General features: G+C 64.6%; 7 protein-coding genes. 5 read left to right on the top strand and 2 right to left on the bottom strand.

The window, feature by feature from the left end; all coding sequences use genetic code 11:
* Window positions 1-84 precede the first annotated feature (84 nt).
* Window positions 85-816 (bottom strand): transglutaminase-like cysteine peptidase, encoded by a 732-nt coding sequence (locus tag AAFG16_RS44115; RefSeq protein WP_342735346.1) that lies wholly within the window; start codon window positions 814-816, stop codon window positions 85-87.
* A gap of 618 nt (window positions 817-1,434) precedes the next feature.
* Here AAFG16_RS44115 and AAFG16_RS44110 point away from each other — a divergent pair.
* Together AAFG16_RS44110 and AAFG16_RS44105 are read left to right on the top strand one after the other, a co-directional pair.
* Complete coding sequence (locus AAFG16_RS44110; protein ID WP_342735344.1) at window positions 1,435-9,729, top strand: VCBS domain-containing protein; 8,295 nt, start codon at window positions 1,435-1,437, stop codon at window positions 9,727-9,729.
* 135 nt (window positions 9,730-9,864) lie between these two features.
* A complete protein-coding gene (locus AAFG16_RS44105; protein ID WP_283082418.1) occupies window positions 9,865-12,096 on the top strand; it encodes an adenylate/guanylate cyclase domain-containing protein in 2,232 nt (743 codons plus the stop codon).
* A 322-nt stretch (window positions 12,097-12,418) separates the two neighbouring features.
* On the opposite strand, the gene AAFG16_RS44100 is transcribed toward AAFG16_RS44105, so the two are convergent.
* Entirely contained in the window at window positions 12,419-14,014 is a 1,596-nt protein-coding gene (locus AAFG16_RS44100) for an ABC transporter substrate-binding protein (RefSeq protein WP_283082417.1), read from the bottom strand.
* A gap of 199 nt (window positions 14,015-14,213) precedes the next feature.
* On the opposite strand from AAFG16_RS44100, the gene AAFG16_RS44095 reads away from it, so the two are divergent.
* The 3 genes from AAFG16_RS44095 to AAFG16_RS44085 all read left to right on the top strand — a co-directional run bounded on the left by AAFG16_RS44095 (window position 14,214) and on the right by AAFG16_RS44085 (window position 18,142).
* Window positions 14,214-15,872: an ABC transporter substrate-binding protein gene (locus AAFG16_RS44095; protein ID WP_342735341.1), complete on the top strand. Its 1,659-nt coding sequence runs from the start codon at window positions 14,214-14,216 to the stop codon at window positions 15,870-15,872.
* A 200-nt stretch (window positions 15,873-16,072) separates the two neighbouring features.
* Entirely contained in the window at window positions 16,073-17,026 is a 954-nt protein-coding gene (locus AAFG16_RS44090; RefSeq protein ID WP_342735339.1) for an ABC transporter permease, read from the top strand.
* A 213-nt stretch (window positions 17,027-17,239) separates the two neighbouring features.
* Window positions 17,240-18,142, top strand: a complete 903-nt coding sequence (locus AAFG16_RS44085) for an ABC transporter permease (protein WP_342735337.1) — start codon at window positions 17,240-17,242, stop codon at window positions 18,140-18,142.
* Window positions 18,143-18,248: the final 106 nt, after the last annotated feature.

Below are 18,248 nucleotides of genomic sequence, written 5' to 3'. Positions count from 1 at the left end.
ACAGCAATACTCTGATTAAGCAGAACATGTCTGCTTAGACCCCAAAAGACGACATCTGCGCCTTTATGAGTACACGCCCCTAGATCACCGCCCCTCGGCGGCGACCATCGAGAACCGCACCGGCTCGTCGACATATTTCATCACCGCCGCCTGGTAGAGCACGAACAGCGGCTGGTAGCTCCGCGCGGCGTCGTCCTCGACCATCGCCATGCGGCGGTTGTCGAGCATCAGCCAGTGGCCGTCGAGCTTTGCGGCGACCACCGCATGCTCTTCGCCGGCCCTGACGTCGCGCACCACGACGATGCGGAGATCGTCGGCGGCAACGCCGGCAAGTCGCAGCGCGGCGAGCTTGGCGATGGCATAGTCTTCGCAATCGCCGGCGCCGCGCGCGAAGGTCGCAAGCGGCGAGCTCCAGACGTCGTCGATGCCGTCATTGGCGGGGCGGATGGCCAGGTTGATGGCGCGGTTGGTCTCGCCCAGCCGTGCGCGGCCTTCGCGGGCGCGGGCCTGGTCGACGATGGCGAGCAGCCTCAAGGCTGCGGGCGAAGCACAATTGTCGCGGTCGCCGTCGCACAGCGCGAGCTGCACCATGTCGTCGTCGAGCCTGGCCCTCAGCGCGGACCATTTCTCCCGCAGGGTGCCGCCGGAGATCGCGAAGGCGAACACACCGAACGGCTCGGCGGATTTGCGCACGAGGACGCCCGCTCCGGGCGACAGCAGCGTGCCGGCGCGAATTTCGGCCGCCGATCCGAGCAGGATCAAGCCGCACATGACAAGGATTGCGCGCCAGGCGCGCGAGCGAGCAGCGGTCTCCATCTGACATCCCCTTCCGGCTTCGCCGGGTCCCCTCGACCTCGACGCACCGGGCTTTGTTGCTTTCGCGGAGATAGTGCGAGGCGGGCCGTTTTGTTCTGCTTAACGCGCACGGCCAGGGTCCCAAAACCGGAGGACAGGCTGAAACGGGCCTGCCCAAATTGCGTAAAATTTTACGATTCGCCGGCTAGGAGAGCGCTCGCTGCCGCGAAATGGGACCAATTGCAGGCACAAGTTGTGAGGCGGGCGATTCTGGTTCCTATGGCTAACAGCCCGCTATTTCACGGGTTCTGTTAGTTAGGTCACAGATTCAGTCCCGTATTTGCCACAGGATGCTGCAGGGCATCACGAAGGAAAGATGACAAAAGTATCTGCCGTTTGACCTATGCGACGGATTACTTTGGATGACTGGAAATGCACGCAGATAAGCCCAATTCGACTTTGGAATGCTTCGAAAACTACTTCAGCTTCTCTGTTCGGCGCCGCCCGGCGCAGGCTCCTATGGCCAAGTGACGCGAAATCACACAAGCAATAGATGGTTTCGCTAACGACTTGGTAATGCTAAGCAAGCTTAGTCGGTCGATACTTACATAAATATTAACCCCTTTTTACGGTGCCCGGTTGAACTACGCTGGCAAATTTGACGCCGCGATCGCCATGGACGGTCCGAGTTCCCGCTCGCCCGCCGACCTTCATGTCGATTCGTTGACCGGCAAGCCGTTCATTGCCAAGGCGCATGGCCAGCTGCCTGACGGCGCGGTGGTTGTTCCCGATGCCAACCTGATCTTCAACGGCGAGTTCAAGCGCGCCGGCCTCGACCTCGTGCTCTCCCATGACGGGCACGAGTTCGTCGTCCACGATTATTTCAGGGGCGACAAGCGCGCGGCAGTCGCCTCGCCCGACGGCGCCCACCTCACCGGCGACGTCGTCAACGCGCTCACGGGCCATGTGCAATATGCGCAGGCCGCGTCCGGCGTTGCTGCGGCCCAGGTCATCGGCCACGTCACCAAGCTATCGGGCAGCGCGACCGCGATCCGCAACGGCGTCTCGGTCATCCTCAACAACGGCGACAACGTCGAGAAGGGCGACGTGTGCTCGACCGGCGCCGATTCGACGCTCGGCATCACCTTCATCGACGGCACCGTGTTCGGCCTGTCCTCCAATGCGCGGATGGTGCTAAACGAGATGGTCTACGACCCCAACGGGTCGAGCAACTCCTCGCTGCTGAGCCTCGTCGCCGGCACCATCACCTTCGTCGCCGGCGAGACCGCCAAGCACGGCGACATGAAGATCGACACGCCGGTCGCCACCATGGGCATCCGCGGCACGGCGGTGCTGACCCAGATCAACTTCGTCGTTCCCGCCGGCGGCGGCGATCCGCAGCCGCAGGCGAGCTTCCAGGTGCTGGTCGAGCCGAACGGCACGACGGGCTCCTACATCCTGTTCGACAAGGTCACGCTGCTGCCGATCGCGACTGTCAATCAGGCCGGCCAGATGATCCAGATCAGCGGCGGCAACGTCTCGATCACCAACGGGCTGCTGTCGCCGGACGTGCAGAAGCTGATCACGGACGTATTCACGCTGAAGTTCACCGACAACAACACCAACACCAAGCTTACCCAGAACTTCACCGACACGATCACGCAGACCAGCGACGGCATCCTGATCAAGACGCCGTCCGGCGCCACCGCGATCCCGATCTTCACGAACCTCAATCCGCAGACGTCGGTGGGGCCCGGCAACTCACCGGCGACCAGCACCCGCATTCCCGGTCCGCCGGATGCGCGCAGCCTCGATGCCAACGGCAGTGTGAAGACGGTATTCACGCTGACCGAGCACACGAATGCGACCGGCGACCGTGCGGACGGGTCCGGTGACAGCGTGGGTCTCGACACGATCTCGGGCCGGATCACCTTCGTCGATCAAAATCTCGGCGATCGGCCAACGGTGTCGATCAGCCTCGGCGATGCGCCGAACTATGTCTACAAGAGCGCCGGTCAGCAGGATGTCACCGGCACGCTCTCCGCGCTTCAGAAGCAGGACATCGCGGCGACCCAGATCGCTATCCAGGTCATCCCCGACGCAGCCAACAACAACAACGGCTCGGCGGTCTGGACCTACACGGTCCCCGACCACGTCTTCGACTTCCTCGCGGCCGGCGAAACGCTGACGCTGACCTACATGGTCCGCATCAACAACAATTTCGCCGTCAACCCTGAATCCGCCCTCATCCCGATCACGATTACCATCACCGGCACCAACGACAAGCCGGTGATCACCACGAGCGTGCCGACCATCACCTTCGAAGGGGGCACCAGCGTGCCGGGCGGTCCGCTCGCCGGCGACGTTCCGACCTCGGGCACGCTGAGCTTCGACGATGTCGACCTCACCGACACGCACACGGTGTCGGTGAAGCTTACCAGCGCGACCCTGCCCGAGGGCACCGTGCCGCCGGGCCCGCTCGCGGCGTTTGCGAAAGCGATGTCGGTCTCGATCGCGTCGGGCGCCGACAGCACCGGCAACGGCACCGGCACCATCAACTGGTCGCTGGCCGATCTGCCCGTCTATCTCGCCGACTTCATCCCGAAGGGTGAGGTGCTGACGCTCGTCTACACCGTGACACTCACGGATTCGCAAGGCGCGACCTCGCAGCAGACCATCACCGTCACCATCAAGGGCACTGACGCACCTGCTGTGGTGTGGATCGCGACCGACAAGGTGGGCGCTCCCTCGGGCGGGTTCTGGAAGGACGCGGCCAACTGGGAAACTGGCACGGTCCCGACCATCAATGACGACGTCATCGTCATCACCGACCAGCTGCACGGCCTGACCCCGTCCTATCCGGTGACGATCGACACCGCGGCCTTTTCCAAGTCGGTGACGATGAACGATTTCGGCGGCCCGCCGCCGAAGCTGATCAACCAGAGTTCGCTGACGATCGCGGGCGCGCTCAACATGAGCGCGGACTCGATCCTCACCAACGCCGCGACCGGCACGATGTCGGTCGGCGGCAAGGCCGAGATCCTCGGCACCAGCGTGCTCACCAATGCCGGCCATCTGACGCTTGCAGGTGGCGGCGATTTCGCTGCCGGTACCACGATCACCAATTCCGGCACGATCGAGCTGTCCGGCGGCACGCTGAAGACGCTGGCTGCGATCCACAATGCCGGCGGCACGCTGAAGGCCGACGGCGGCACGACGCTGATCGTCGACGGCACGACCGTCGATGGCGGCACCGTCGCCATTCTCGGCACGCTGGAGCTCGACGGCACCAGCCTGATCGAGAGCGGCACGCTGAACAATTCCGGCAACGTCAACGTCAAGGGCACGGCCGAGTTCGCCCACGAGACGGTCTCGAACACCGCCACCGGCACGATCAAGGTGCTGGCGAATGGCTGGCTGACCATCGACCAGGGCACCAGTGTCACCAACGCCGGCCACGTCACGGTCGATGCGAACGGCAAGCTGACGGTCAGCGGCGCGAGCATCAACGGCGGCACCGTCACGATCGCGGGCACGCTGGAATCGACCGGCACGAGCGCCATCGACAATGCCGACATCACCAATACGGGCACGATCACCGTCACCAGTGGCACGCTGACGATCGATCCCGCCACGATCCACGCCATCACCAATCACGGTCTCGTTCAGGCGGACGGCGGTGTGCTCGATATCTCCGGCGAAGATATCTCCAACACCGCGTCTCTCGCGGCGATCAACTATGGCGCGCTGAAGCTGACAAATCTCACCGTCAGCAACAGCAGCACCGGAACGATCACCGTCGACAACCACTCGAAGCTCTATCTCACCGACGTCTCGATCAATGGTGGCAGCCTCGGCAATGCCGGCAACCTCTACGGGGTGTCCGGGTCCAGCACGATCTCGGCTGCCGTCGCCAACACCGGCACCATCGAGGTGCAGGCCGGCACGCTCAATTTGTCCGGCGGTCTCAGCGGCGCCGGCGAGGTGATCATCGACGACGGCGCGACGCTGGAGCTCGCGGGGGCGACGGCGCAAACCATCACCTTCGCCGGCGGCACCGGCACGCTTCAGCTCGACAAGGTCGCGGGCCAGAGCTTTACCGGCACCATCGCCGGAGAGTCGTCGACGGGTGGCACGTTCACCATCACGGGCACGGCCGACATCACGACATCGAGCGGCAACGCGCTCGCCTTCACGGCGTCGGGCGGCACGCTGGCCAACCCTGCCGACATCGTCCTCACGCCCACGGGAACGCTGACCGGCGCCATGGGTGGCGTCGTCGTGACGCAGAACGGCAGCGGCGACATCTCGCTGACCGCGACCGGGGACATCAAGGGGCTCGCCGGCAACGGCATCACGCTGCGCGACAGCGCCACCGGCGTCGGCGACATCACCGTCGACAACGTCTCCGGGAAGGCGACCGGCACCGGCGCGAATTCGGTCGGCGTTCTCGTCGAGAATCTGAACAGCGCCAATGGCGGCGACATCTCGATCACCCAGCTCGGTGGCGCCGTCGGCGGCGCCTACGGCATCGACGCTGTCACGCAGGGGGGCGGCGACATCACCATCGACGCCGGCGGTGCGATCACGGGCAGCTCGATCTACGGCATCCGGTCGCGCAGCTATGGCAGCGGCAGCCAGACCGTCACGACCGCGGCTGGCAGCATCATCACTTCGGGCAGCGCGGGCCTCGTCGTCGTCAATCGCGCGATCTCGCTCGATGGGGCTGACGACAGCACCATCACCGTCAATAATTACGGCACGATCAATTCCGGCAGCAGCCCGAACCTCGCCGGCAATTCGCCGGGTGGCATCGAAGCCGGCTACACCGGCGCCACGAGCGGCTCCGGCGCCAACACCGACGTCAACGGCACGGTCGTCGTCAACAACCATGGCAGCATCACCGCCGCGGCCGGTTACGGCATCAACGCCTACAACTATGGCAATGGCGACGTCACGGTGAAAAGCTTTGCCGGCACCACGATCTCCGTCGCCGGCACCCAGAGCATCGGCATCAACGCCTCGGCGTTGAGTGGCGGCACCGGCGACGTGACGGTCACGCTCGGCGAGAACGTCACGATCTCGGGCGCGACGAGCTACGGCATCCGGGCCTTCAGCGTCGACCAGGGCGACATCAGCGTCACCCTGGCGAAGGGCGACAGCATCACCTCGGACAGCTCCGGCATCGTTGCCGTCAACTACGCGACCGCGATCGCGGGCGGCGTGGACAGCACGATCTCCGTCGAGGCGCATGGCACCATTCATTCCGGCACGACGCTGAACAACGACGGCACCACGCCGGGCGGCATCATCGCCGGCTACAAGCCCGGCGGGACCGGCGCCTTCTCCAATGCGGTCAACGGCGACGTCACCGTCAATAGCGATGCGAAGATCACCGCCGATGCGGGCTACGGCATCGAGGCGTTCACCTGGGGCGTCGGCGACATCACGGTCACGACCGGCCAGAATTCAGAGATCACCGCCGCAGGCACGGCGATCGGCGCGTTCGATCATGGCGGCGGCGACGTCAGCGTCACCAATGACGGCTCCGCCACGGGCGCGGTTGGTCTCGCCGCCATCGCCAACGGCGCGGGCGACGTCACCATCGTCAACCACGGCCACATCACCAGCACCAGCCTCGCCGGCATCAGCGTCACGCAGAACGAAACCGGCGCGACCGGCTCCACCCACATCACCAATTCCGGGTCGATCGTGGCCCCGACCGGTCATGCGGCGATCTTCATCCAGGAAAATGCCACGGGCTCGGCGACGATCGACAATTCCGGCGCGATCGGCCCCGGCGCCGGCTCGGTGACCTCGACGACTTATGCGATCGTCGAGACCGGCGGCGCCATCACCATCAACAACTCCCACGAGATCAACGGCAACATCTCGGTCGCGCACGCGACCTTCAACAATGAGGCGGCCGGCACCTGGACCGTCTCCGGCACCAGCGTGTTCGGCAACCTGTCCTCGATCGTCAACGACGGCGTCATCGATCTGCTCAACGGCGCCTCGATTTCCGGAACTGGCCTCGGCATCACCAACGCCCATGAGATCGACAGCTGGGGCACCGCGTCGATCTCGGGCAGCATCACCAATACCGGCACCATCGAGGTTCATGATGGCGTCCTGACCCTGTTCGGCTCACTGTCCGGCACGGGCTCGGTCACCGTCGACGCCGGCGCGTTGCTGAAGCTCGAGGGCACGGTCTCGCAGACGATCACGCTCGCCGGCGACGGCGCCGAGCTTCAGATCGATACGGCGAGCTTCGGCGGATCGATCGCGGAATTGTCGGCGACCGACACGATCGACCTGTCGACGATCAAATACGGGCTCGGCACCAGCGCGGTCTATGTCGCCAATGCCGATCCCTCGACCGGCGTGCTGACCGTCACCGACGCGGACGGCAAGAGCATCAGCCTGACCCTGACCGGCGCCGACTACAGCCACGCGCACTTCGCCGGCAGCGATGACGGCACCGGCCACACGCGGATCACGATCCATGCGAACGACGATGCGCCGGCGCACGACGCCGCCACGGCGACGCTGAGCGCGGACTTCTCCGAGCGCGAGAACAAGACCGACGACACCACGCCCGATCCGGCGCCCGCCGCGACTGGCGCGATCCATTTCACCGACATCGATCTGACCGACCGGCCGACCGCGAGCGTCACCGAGCAGACCGTCACGCTGCTCGCCGCGGATGGCATCGCCGATCTCACCGCCTCGCTCACGGCCGACGAGATCGCCGCGCTGAAGAGCGCGCTGACCTATCAGCAGACCGGCAAGAACAACGGCACCGTCACCTGGAACTATTCGATCGCCGACAACAAGCTCGACTTCCTCGGGCCGGACCAGAAGGTGAAGGTCGTCTCCACCATCACGCTCGATGACGGCGCCGGCCAGAAGGTTGCGGCCGACGTCACCGTCACGATCACCGGCGAGAACGACGCGCCGACGCTGGCTGCGGTGACCACGGGCCCGCTCGTGGACACCGCCGCGACCGACAGCTTCTCGGACATCACGGGAACGCTGGTCGGGACCGATGCTGATCATGGCGAGACGGCGGGACTGACCTATGCCGTGCTGGATGCGACCAGCCACGCCGTGACGACGGTCGCAGGTCACTATGGCGCGCTGACGGTCAACGCCGACGGCAGCTACACCTACGTCCCCAATGCGGCGGCGATCAACGCGCTGTCGGAAGGCAACTATGCCGATACGTTCACCGTCCAGACCAAGGACGCGCATGGCGCCACCGGCACGGCCTCGTTCACGGTGAACGTGACCGGCGCCAACGATGCGCCGGTGATCACGGTCGAGAGCGGTGACAGCGCCAGCGCGGCCACGGACGAGACCAATGCGGGCCTGGACCTTCACCGCACGCTGACCCTGTCGGATGCCGACACGGCCGATCACGTGATGGTCTCCGCCACTGGCGTCGGGATCTATCTCGACGGCCATCTCCAGGCGGACGGGTTCGAGGGATTGTCGGCCTCGAATCTGATGCACTATCTCGTCTTGCCGTCCGGCGACATCCTCAACGGCACCGCCACGCACGCCCAGTTCACCTGGGAATTCAATTCCGGCAGCCAGGCCTTCGACTTCCTTACCGCCGGCCAGACGCTGTCGCTGCAATACACCATCGCGCCCAATGACGGTCACACGACCGGCGCAAGCCAGACCATCACCATCAACATCGCCGGCAGCAACGACGCGCCGACGCTGGACAACGCCACGCTGGCGTCCGTCGCCGGCAACGACAGCGATCCGAGCGGAAGCACCATCAGCGATCTGTTCGCGAGCAAGTTCCAAGACGCCGACACCGGCGCGAGCTTCAAGGCCGTCGCGGTGAGCGCCGACAGCGCCACCTCGGACCAGGGCGTCTGGCAGTACGAGATTGCCGGCACCCACCATTGGGTCGATATTTCCGGCGTCAGCGACGCCAGCGCGCTGGTGCTGAGCACCGATACGCTGATCCGCTTCGTCCCGGCTGAAGGTTTCAGTGGCACGCCGGGCAGCCTCGGCGTCCATGCCCTCGACGATACCTATACCGGCGCGATCACCACCCACTGCGCGACGGAGACGATCGACCTCACCGCCACGGGCACCGGCGGCACCACGCCGGTCTCGAACGGGCCGACCAGCATCGGCACCAGCGTGACGGCGCCCGCAGGCAGCGGCCCGGTCATCAACACCGAGAACTTCCACGTCGAGCATCTCATCGAGAACAACAGCGACATCATCACGGATCTCGTGGTCACAGACACCGATGCCGGCGCCGCGACCCACGATTTCACCGTCACGTTGTCGACCGCGCATCCGGGTCTCAGCAGCGTCGATTTCGCTCCGGTCTCCGGCTCGCTCGACGCCATCAATCTGGGTTTCGAGACCGGCCTGACCTACAATCCGACCGGGGCCAGCACCGATCCGGAAGCCTCGGCGCCTGCGACCGACCAGATCACGCTGACGGTGACGGACAAGACCACGCACCTGTCCGACACCGTCAATTTCATCTTCCACGAGGCCGGCAACACCAGCCAGGGCATCACCCTGCAAGGCACCGACGGCAAGGACGTGATCTTCGCGACCGATACCAACGACACGCTGACCGGCGGTGGCGCCAAGGATCAGTTCGTGTTCGCGCCGGGGGTCCTGTACCCCGGGCATGCCGTCACCGAATTCACGCACACCATCACCGATTTCACGGAAGGCCTCGACAAGATCGACCTGCGGCAGTTCTCGGGCGTCGGCTCCATCGGCAATCTCACCATCGTCCAACAGGGCGAATCCGGCGACACGCTGGTCAGCTGGCAGCAGCAGGTCATGCAGGCCGAGGGCGCGCCGATCACGGAGCACGAGTCGCTGCTGCTCAAGAATGTGATCGCCGCAAATCTCAAGGCCAGCGATTTCATTTTCCACGTGACCTGATCGCCGCCCCGGCCTCCCGGTGGCCGGCGCAGCTCGCCCCCAGCAAAAAAATCCGTAATCCTTCCCATCCGGGGAATAGCCAATCGCACTCCGGCGCGCCATGATCGGGCCAGCACGGCAGGAAGTCCGACTGAAATGAAACGTCTCAAGATCCTGCGGCGGTGGTTTGCGCGCAAGCTCGGCCTTGCGCGGGTGATGTGTCTCGTGCTGCTGGCCGTGTTTGCCGGACTGCGCCTGTGGGACCCGCCGCCGGTCCAGGAATTGCGGCTGCGCACCTTCGACATGTTCCAGCTGCTCGATCCGCGCCACAAGGCGGTGCGGCCGGTCACCATCGTCGACATCGACGACAAGAGCCTCGCCCAGCTTGGCCAGTGGCCGTGGCCCCGCACGCGGATCGCGGACATGATCCAGAGCCTCACCAGCAACGGCGCGGTCGCAATCGGCTTCGACGTGGTGTTCTCGGAAGCCGACCGGCTCAATCCGGACATCGTCGCGGACCAGATGCGCTATCTGGACGATGCCACTCGCGCCAAGCTGCGCGAGCTGCCGAGCAACGACCTGATCCTGTCCGAAGCAATCAAGCGCTCGCGCGTAGTGCTGGGCGAAACGGGGCAGTCGGTGATCACGTCGGAGATCGACAAGGCGCTTCCCTTCACCGGCGTGGCAACGGTCGGTGAAGCGGGGGCCGAGCGCTTCCTGTTCGAATTCCCGGGCCTCTTGCGCAACGTGCCCGCCATCGAGAAGGTCGCCGCCGGCCGCGGCCTGTTCACGATCAGGACCGAGCGCGACGGCCTGATCCGGCGCGTGCCGATGATCATGCGCGCCCAAGGCAACATCATGCCCTCGCTCAGCCTGGAGATCCTGCGCGTCGTCACGGGCACGCCGACGCTGCTGGTGCGGACCGACAAGACCGGCATCAGGGCCGTCCGCCTCAAGGGTGTCGAGATCCCGACCGACGAGAACGGCCAGCTCTGGGTGCACTATGCCCGCCACGATCCCTCGATCTACGTCTCGGCGGCCGACGTCCTCGACAACACGGTGTCGCCGAGCAAGGTCAATGGCAAGCTGGTGCTGATCGGTACCTCCGCGGTCGGCTTGAACGACATCAAGACCACGCCGGTGTCGCGGGCCATGCCGGGTGTTGAGATTCACGCCCAGGTGCTCGAAAGCATACTGACCGGCGCCGCGATCTCCCGCCCGAACTACGCGCTCGGCGTCGAATTGCTCGTCGCGATGATCATCGGCCTGCTCGTCATCGTCTTCACGCCGAATCTCGGACCGGTCCGGCTGGTACTCGCGGGCGCGATGTTCGCAGCGAGCCTCGTCGGCACGTCCTGGTTCTTCTACGCGCAGTACCGCTACCTCATCGACTTCACCTATCCGCTGCTCTCGACGACCGCGATCTACATCACGTTCATCTTCTCCAGCTTCGTGCGCGAGCAGCGCCAGCGCGTGCAGATCCGCGGGCAATTCGCGCAGTACATGTCGCCCGTGCTGGTCGAGCAGCTCGCGCAGTCGCCGGAGAAGCTGAAGCTCGGCGGCGAGGAGCGCGAGATGACGATCATGTTCTCCGACGTGCGCGGCTTCACCTCGATCTCGGAGAGCTACAAGCACGATCCGCAAGGCCTGACGGCGCTGATGAACCGCTTCCTGACGCCGCTGACCAACGTGATCATCGAGCAGAAGGGCTATATCGACAAATACATGGGCGACGCCATCATGGCGTTCTGGAATGCGCCGCTCGATGATCCCCAGCACGAGATCAACGCCTGCGAGGCTGCGATCCAGATGCTCGAGCAGATCGACGTGGTCAACAAGGAGCGCGAGGAAGAAGCGGCCGACGGCGGCCACGTCTACATCCCGCTCAATGTCGGCATCGGCCTCAACACCGGCATCGGCGTTGTCGGCAACATGGGATCGGACCGCAAGTTCAACTATTCGGTGCTGGGCGACAGCGTGAATCTGGCCTCGCGGCTGGAAGGGCAGTCCAAGGAATACGGCTTCCCGATCATCGTCGGCTCGCGGACGGCGCTCGCCGCCAAGGACAAGTTCGCGATCCTCGAGCTCGACTTCATCATGGTCAAGGGCAAGACCGAGCCGGAGGTGATCTACGCCATCGCCGGCCGCGAGGACGTGATGCATTCGGCCGCCTTCCAGCGCCTGCGCAACATCACCATCGAGATGCTCGGATGCTACCGCAGCCGGAACTGGCAGGGCGCGCTGGACGCGATCGCGCGCGGCCGCAAGAGCGAGGACGCCGACACGTTGGAAAAGCTGTTCAAGCTCTACGAGGCGCGCATCAAGGATTTCCAGGTCAATCCGCCGGCGGAAGGTTGGACCGGGGCATATGCGCTGCTGACGAAGTAGGGGCGGGGCTTCGCTGGCGCCTCATTAAAGGTGTCGTCCCCGCGAAGGCGGGGACCCATAGCCACAGGGAGGAGTTTGGTAGGAGCTCGTAACTCCGAGTCCTCGCCAAACGCTTCCCTGTGGTTATGGGTCCCGGGTCTGCGCTGCGCTTGCCCGGGACGACAATTGTGTTTGGCGCGGCAGTTTGGCTTCGACTGCCAGCGCCGCCCACGGCTCCCGTAGGGTGGGCAAAGGCGCAACGCGCCGTGCCCACGTCTTTCTCACCGCATCATTGGTGGGCACGCTTGCGCTTTGCCCACCCTACGAGAGCAGCGCTTGACGCTCACTCCATCCCGATCGTCGTCAGATCCTGAAACCAGTGCTGCGCCTGCACGAACTGCTTGATCTTGGGCGACAGCGCGTGCGGGTTGGTGTCGTGGACGACCCAGACCAGCACGGCATCGTCCACGATCAGCGCATGCGCCTGCGCGATCAAATCGTCCTGCTTGGCGGTGTCGAACGTCTGCTTGGCCTCGTTGATCAGGGCGTCGACCTTCGGGTTCTTGTAGCCGCCCCAGTTGACGCCGACCGGCGCGATCTGGTCGGAGGCGAAGAAGCGGACGATGGCGTAGAGGGGATCGGAGGTGACATAGGCGATGTTGTTGGCGGTGATGCCGGCATTCATCTCGTCCGCCGCGCCCTTGCGCCAATGCGTATATAATGTCTCGAGCTCGACCACCTTGAAGTCGATGTCGATGCCGATCTCTTTAAAGCTTTGCTGCAGGAATTCGTTCATCGGCAGCGACAGCATCTGCCCGGTGCCGCCCTGCGCGATGATGAAGGTGGTCTTCAGCGGCTTTGCTTTTGAATAGCCGGCTTCCTCCACCAGCTTCTTTGCAGCGGCGAGATCATATTTCAGCTCGAAGGTCGGCTTGCCGAACCACGGGCTCGACGGATCGACCTGGCCCTTGGCGGGCTTGGCGAGGCCATTCATCAGCCCAACGACTTCGTCGCGGTTGATCGCGAGATTCAGCGCCTTGCGCAGGCGGATGTCGGTCCAGGGCGAGCCCGGCAGCACGCTGAGATGATAATTCCAGACATGGGGCGTGACGTTGTCGACGATCTTCATGCCGGCCGCTTTCAGCTGCGGCACGGCATCCGGCGCCGGCGTCTCGATCAGATCCACCTGGCCGGCAAGCAGCGCATTGGTGCGCGTCAGCGCTTCCGGCATCGGCACCAGCACGATCTTGTCGACCTTGGGAATGCGCTTCTTGTTCCAATAGTCTGGATTCTTGGTGAGCTCGGCGAGCTCGCGCGGCACCAGTTTCGTCAGCTTGAACGGGCCGGTGCCGGAGGGCTGGCTCGCGAACTTGTCCCAGTCCTTGCCAAGCTTCTCGTACTGCGCCGGGCTCGACACCAGGAACCACAGCATCTGATACGGGAAGAAGGAATCGACCGTCTTGGTCGTGATCTCCACCGTGAAATCGTCGATCTTGGCGTAGCTCGCGACCGAGGGCAGGCGGGTCTTCACCTGCGCGCTCTGCCGCTTGTCGAATTGCGGCGCCTTGTCGTTGAGCACCTTGTCCAGATTCCAGATCACCGCGTCGGCGTTGAAATCGCTGCCGTCGTGAAACTTCACGTCCTTGCGTAAGCTGAAGCGCCACTTGGTCTTGTCGTTGTCATCCACCTTCCATTCGGTGGCGAGGCCCGGCACCAGCTTGCCCGGCCTGTCGGCGACATCCATCTCCCACGCCACCAGCGGATCGTAGATCGTGTAGGCCGTGAACTGGTAGGCGCCGGCGCCACGATCGGGCTGGCCGGTCGTCAGCGGAATATCCGCCATCGAGATACCGTAGCGCACCACCGTCTCGGCGCGCACCGGGATTGCGGATAACGCCAGCGCAAGCACGGCGAGACAGGTCGATAGACGAATACGCATGGCCCAGGGCTCCAGGGAGGATCTGGGGCCAAACGTGCAATCTTGATGCCAGAATAGGCAGGGCGCCGCTTTCGCCCATGCCTGATCACAAGGACTTGTCGTCGCAGGGGCAATTTGCAGAATAAGTTTCTCCTTGGCATAGCCATTGCATACGATTGCATCAAAATTAATCATCGAAAGCCGAAGAAGGATCGAGGCGATGCTTATCAAGAACAACAAGACACGGGCGGCGCTGATCGCGCTCTTGGCGCTGGGCAGCGCGGCCGCATGGCCGCGCATGGCAGCTGCGGAAACCGTGCTGCGCATCGGCATGACGGCTGCCGATATTCCGCGCACACTGGGTCAGCCCGACCAAGGTTTCGAAGGCAATCGCTTCACCGGCCTCACCATGTATGACGCGCTCACCGGCTGGGACCTGTCCTCCGCCGACAAGCCGAGCGTGGTGATCCCCGGCCTTGCCACCGAGTGGAAGGTCGACGACGCCGACAAGACCAAATGGATCTTCAAGCTGCGCCCCGGCGTCACCTTCCATGACGGCACGCCGTTCAACGCCGATGCCGTGGTGTGGAACGTCGAGAAGGTTCTGAAGCAGGATGCGCCGCAATTCGACGCCAGCCAGGTCGGCGTCACCGCATCGCGCATGCCGACGCTGGCCTCGGCGAAGAAGATCGACGACATGACCGTCGAGCTCACTACCAAGGAGCCTGACAGCTTCCTGCCGATCAATCTCACCAATCTGTTCATGGCGAGCCCGTCGAAGTGGCAGCATTTCTACGACAAGGCCGAAGGCGCAGACGCCAAGGCGAAGTCGCAGGCCGCCTGGACCGCGTTCGCCAAGGACGCCGCCGGCACCGGCCCGTGGAAGATGGCGAGCTTCACCCCGCGCGAGCGGCTCGAGCTGGTGAAGAACGCGAATTATTGGGACAAGGCGCGCGTACCCAAGGTCGACAAGATGGTGCTCTTGCCGATGCCGGAAGCGAATGCGCGCACCGCGGCGCTGCTCTCCGGACAGGTCGATTGGGTCGAGGCGCCCGCGCCCGACGCATTGCCCGAGCTCAAGCAGCGCGGCTTCAAGCTCTACGCCAACGAGCAGCCGCACGTCTGGCCCTGGCAGTTCTCGCGCATCGAGGGCTCGCCCTGGAACGATATCCGCGTGCGCAAGGCCGCAAACCTCTGCGTCGACCGCGAAGGCCTCAAGGACGGCCTGCTCGCCGGCCTGATGGTGCCGGCGACCGGGACCTTCGAGCCCGGCCATCCCTGGCGTGGCAAGCCTACCTTCGAGATCAAGTACGACAAGGCGGCTGCGCAAAAGCTGATGCAGGAGGCCGGCTTTGGTCCGTCCAAGAAGCTGACGGTGAAGATCCAGACCTCGGCGTCGGGCTCGGGCCAGATGCAGCCGTTGCCGATGAACGAATATCTCCAACAGGCGCTCGCCGAATGCTATTTCGACGTGAAGCTTGACGTCATCGAGTGGAACACGTTGTTCACCAACTGGCGCCGCGGCGCCAAGGATCCCAGCGCCAACGGCTCGAACGCCACCAACGTCACCTATGCGGCGATGGACCCGTTCTTCGCGCTGGTGCGCTTCCTGCAGTCGGGCATGGCGCCGCCGGTCTCGAACAATTGGGGCTTCATCAACGAGCCCAAGTTCGACGAGCTGGTGAAGAAGGCCCGCCAGACCTTCGATCCCGCCGCGCGCGATGCCGCGCTCGCCGAGCTGCACGCCGCCTCCGTCGACGATGCCGCCTTCCTCTACGTCGCCCACGACGTCGGCCCGCGTGCGATGAGCCCGAAGGTGACCGGCGTCGTGCAGCCGAAGAGCTGGTTCATCGACTTCTCGCTGGTGTCGATGAATTAGCGAGGCGCTAATCACGGACTCGGTGCACCCTCTCCCCTTGTGGGAGAGGGTGGCTTCGCGACAGCGAAGCCGGGTGAGGGGTCTCTCTCCGCGGGAGCTGACCCCTCGACCGCTGCAATATCATCCGCGGAAGCAACCCCTCATCCGGCGCTTCGCGCCACCTTCTCCCACAAGGGGAGAAGGGAAGAAAAAGAAACAACGTGCTCGCCTATACCGCCAGACGCATCGTCTATGTCATTCCGATCGTCATCAGCGTCGCGCTGGTGTGCTTTCTGCTCGTGCACATCACCCCGGGCGATCCGCTCGTTGCGGTGCTCCCTGCGGACGCCTCGCAGGAGCTCGCGGCACAGCTGCGCGCCGCCTATGGTTTCGACCGCCCGCTGCCGGTGCAGTTCGGGTTGTGGTTGATGCGCGCCCTTCACGGCGATCTCGGCAATTCCATCGCCACCGGGCGTCCCGTGCTCGCCGAAGTCATGCGCGCGGTCGGCAACACCGTCACGCTGGCGATTGCCGCCGCCATCATCGGCTTTACCATGGGCATCCTGCTTGGCCTGATCGCCGGTTATTTCCGCGAGACCTGGATCGACAAGGTCGCGACCTCCTTTGCCATCGCCGGCGTCTCGGTGCCGCATTACTGGCTTGGCATGCTGCTCGTCATCATCTTCTCGGTGCAGCTGAACTGGCTGCCCGCGGTCGGCGCCGGTCCCAACGGCTCCAACTCCTGGGCCTGGGACTGGGCGCATCTGCAATATCTCGTGCTGCCCGCGATCACGACCTCGGTGATTCCCATGGGCATCGTCACGCGCACCGTGCGTGCGCTGACCGGCGACATCCTCTCGCAGGATTTCGTCGAGGCCCTGCGCGCAAAGGGCCTGCACGAGCGCGGCGTATTCCGCCACGTCATCAAGAACGCAGCGCCCACCGCGCTCGCGGTGATGGGGCTTCAGCTCGGTTACATGCTCGGCGGCTCGATCCTGATCGAGACCGTATTCTCCTGGCCGGGCTCGGGCTTCCTGCTCAACTCAGCGATCTTCCAGCGCGACCTGCCGCTGCTGCAAGGCACGATCCTGATCCTGGCGCTGTTCTTCGTCGTCCTCAATCTCCTGGTCGACATCGCGCAAGCCGCGATCGACCCGCGCATCAAGCGGAGCTAGCGAGATGAGATCGAGCCCATCTGTGACCACGCAAAAGGTGCGCTCCCTCCCCCGCCTGCGGGGGAGGGCTGGGGAGAGGGTGTCTCCCCAATCGAGGACCCCCCAGAGGAGAAAGCCCTCACCCGGCGCGTTGCGCCGACCTCTCCCGCAAGCGGGAGAGGTGAACCACCTCCTTGGCTCGCATCGATCGTACCAACTTCCGGGAGCCAGCCGATGAGTGAGCTTCCGCTGTCCGCCACTGCCGACGCCGCGCTGCAGGCTGCGCCCGCGACCAAGGCGCGGGGCTATTGGGCGACCGTCGGCCGCCGCATCAGGCGCGACAAGGTCAGCATGGCCTGCGCGCTGGTGCTGCTGCTGATCTTCCTCTCGGCGATCCTCGCCCCATGGCTCGGTCTCGAAGACCCCTACAAGGGCTCGATGATCCGCCGCCTCCGCCACATCGGCACCGTTGGCTACCCGCTCGGCACTGACGAGCTCGGCCGCGACATGCTGGCGCGGCTGATCTATGGCGGGCGGCTGTCGCTGGTCATCGGCATCCTGCCGGTGATCCTCGCGTTCTGCTTCGGCACCTCGCTCGGCATCATTGCCGGCTATGTCGGCGGCAAGCTCAACACCGCGATCATGCGCACGGTCGACGTGTTCTATGCTTTCCCCTCGGTGCTGCTGGCGATCGCGATCTCCGGTGCACTGGGCGCAGGCATCCTCAACTCTATCGTCGCGCTGACCATCGTCTTTGTCCCGCAAATCACCCGCGTCGCCGAAAGCGTCACCACCGGCGTGCGCAACATGGATTTCGTCGAGGCGGCGCGCGCCTCCGGCGCCGGCGCCTTCACCATCATGCGCGTGCACATCCTCGGCAACGTGCTGGGCGCGATCTTCGTCTATGCCACCAGCCTCATTTCGGTCTCGATGATCCTGGCAGCCGGTCTCTCCTTCCTCGGCCTCGGCACAAAGCCGCCGGAGCCGGAATGGGGCCTGATGCTCAACACGCTGCGCACCGCGATCTACGTCAACCCGTGGGTTGCGGCATTGCCGGGCGCAATGATCTTCGCGGTCTCGATCTGCTTCAACCTGCTCTCGGACGGCCTGCGCAGCGCCATGGACATCAGGAACTAACGATGATGATGCGGATGCACACTGGCGCGGCACAGAAGGTCGTCATGCCCGGGCTTGTCCCGGGCATCCACGTTCTTTGTTTCCTGTGGCTAGGCGTGGATGGCCG

It is taken from the genome of Bradyrhizobium sp. B117 (assembly GCF_038969555.1).
In the GTDB taxonomy this organism is placed as follows: Bacteria; Pseudomonadota; Alphaproteobacteria; order Rhizobiales; family Xanthobacteraceae; genus Bradyrhizobium.
Note: the sequence above shows the minus strand (reverse complement) of the source record. Positions and strands in the feature narration are given on the sequence as shown.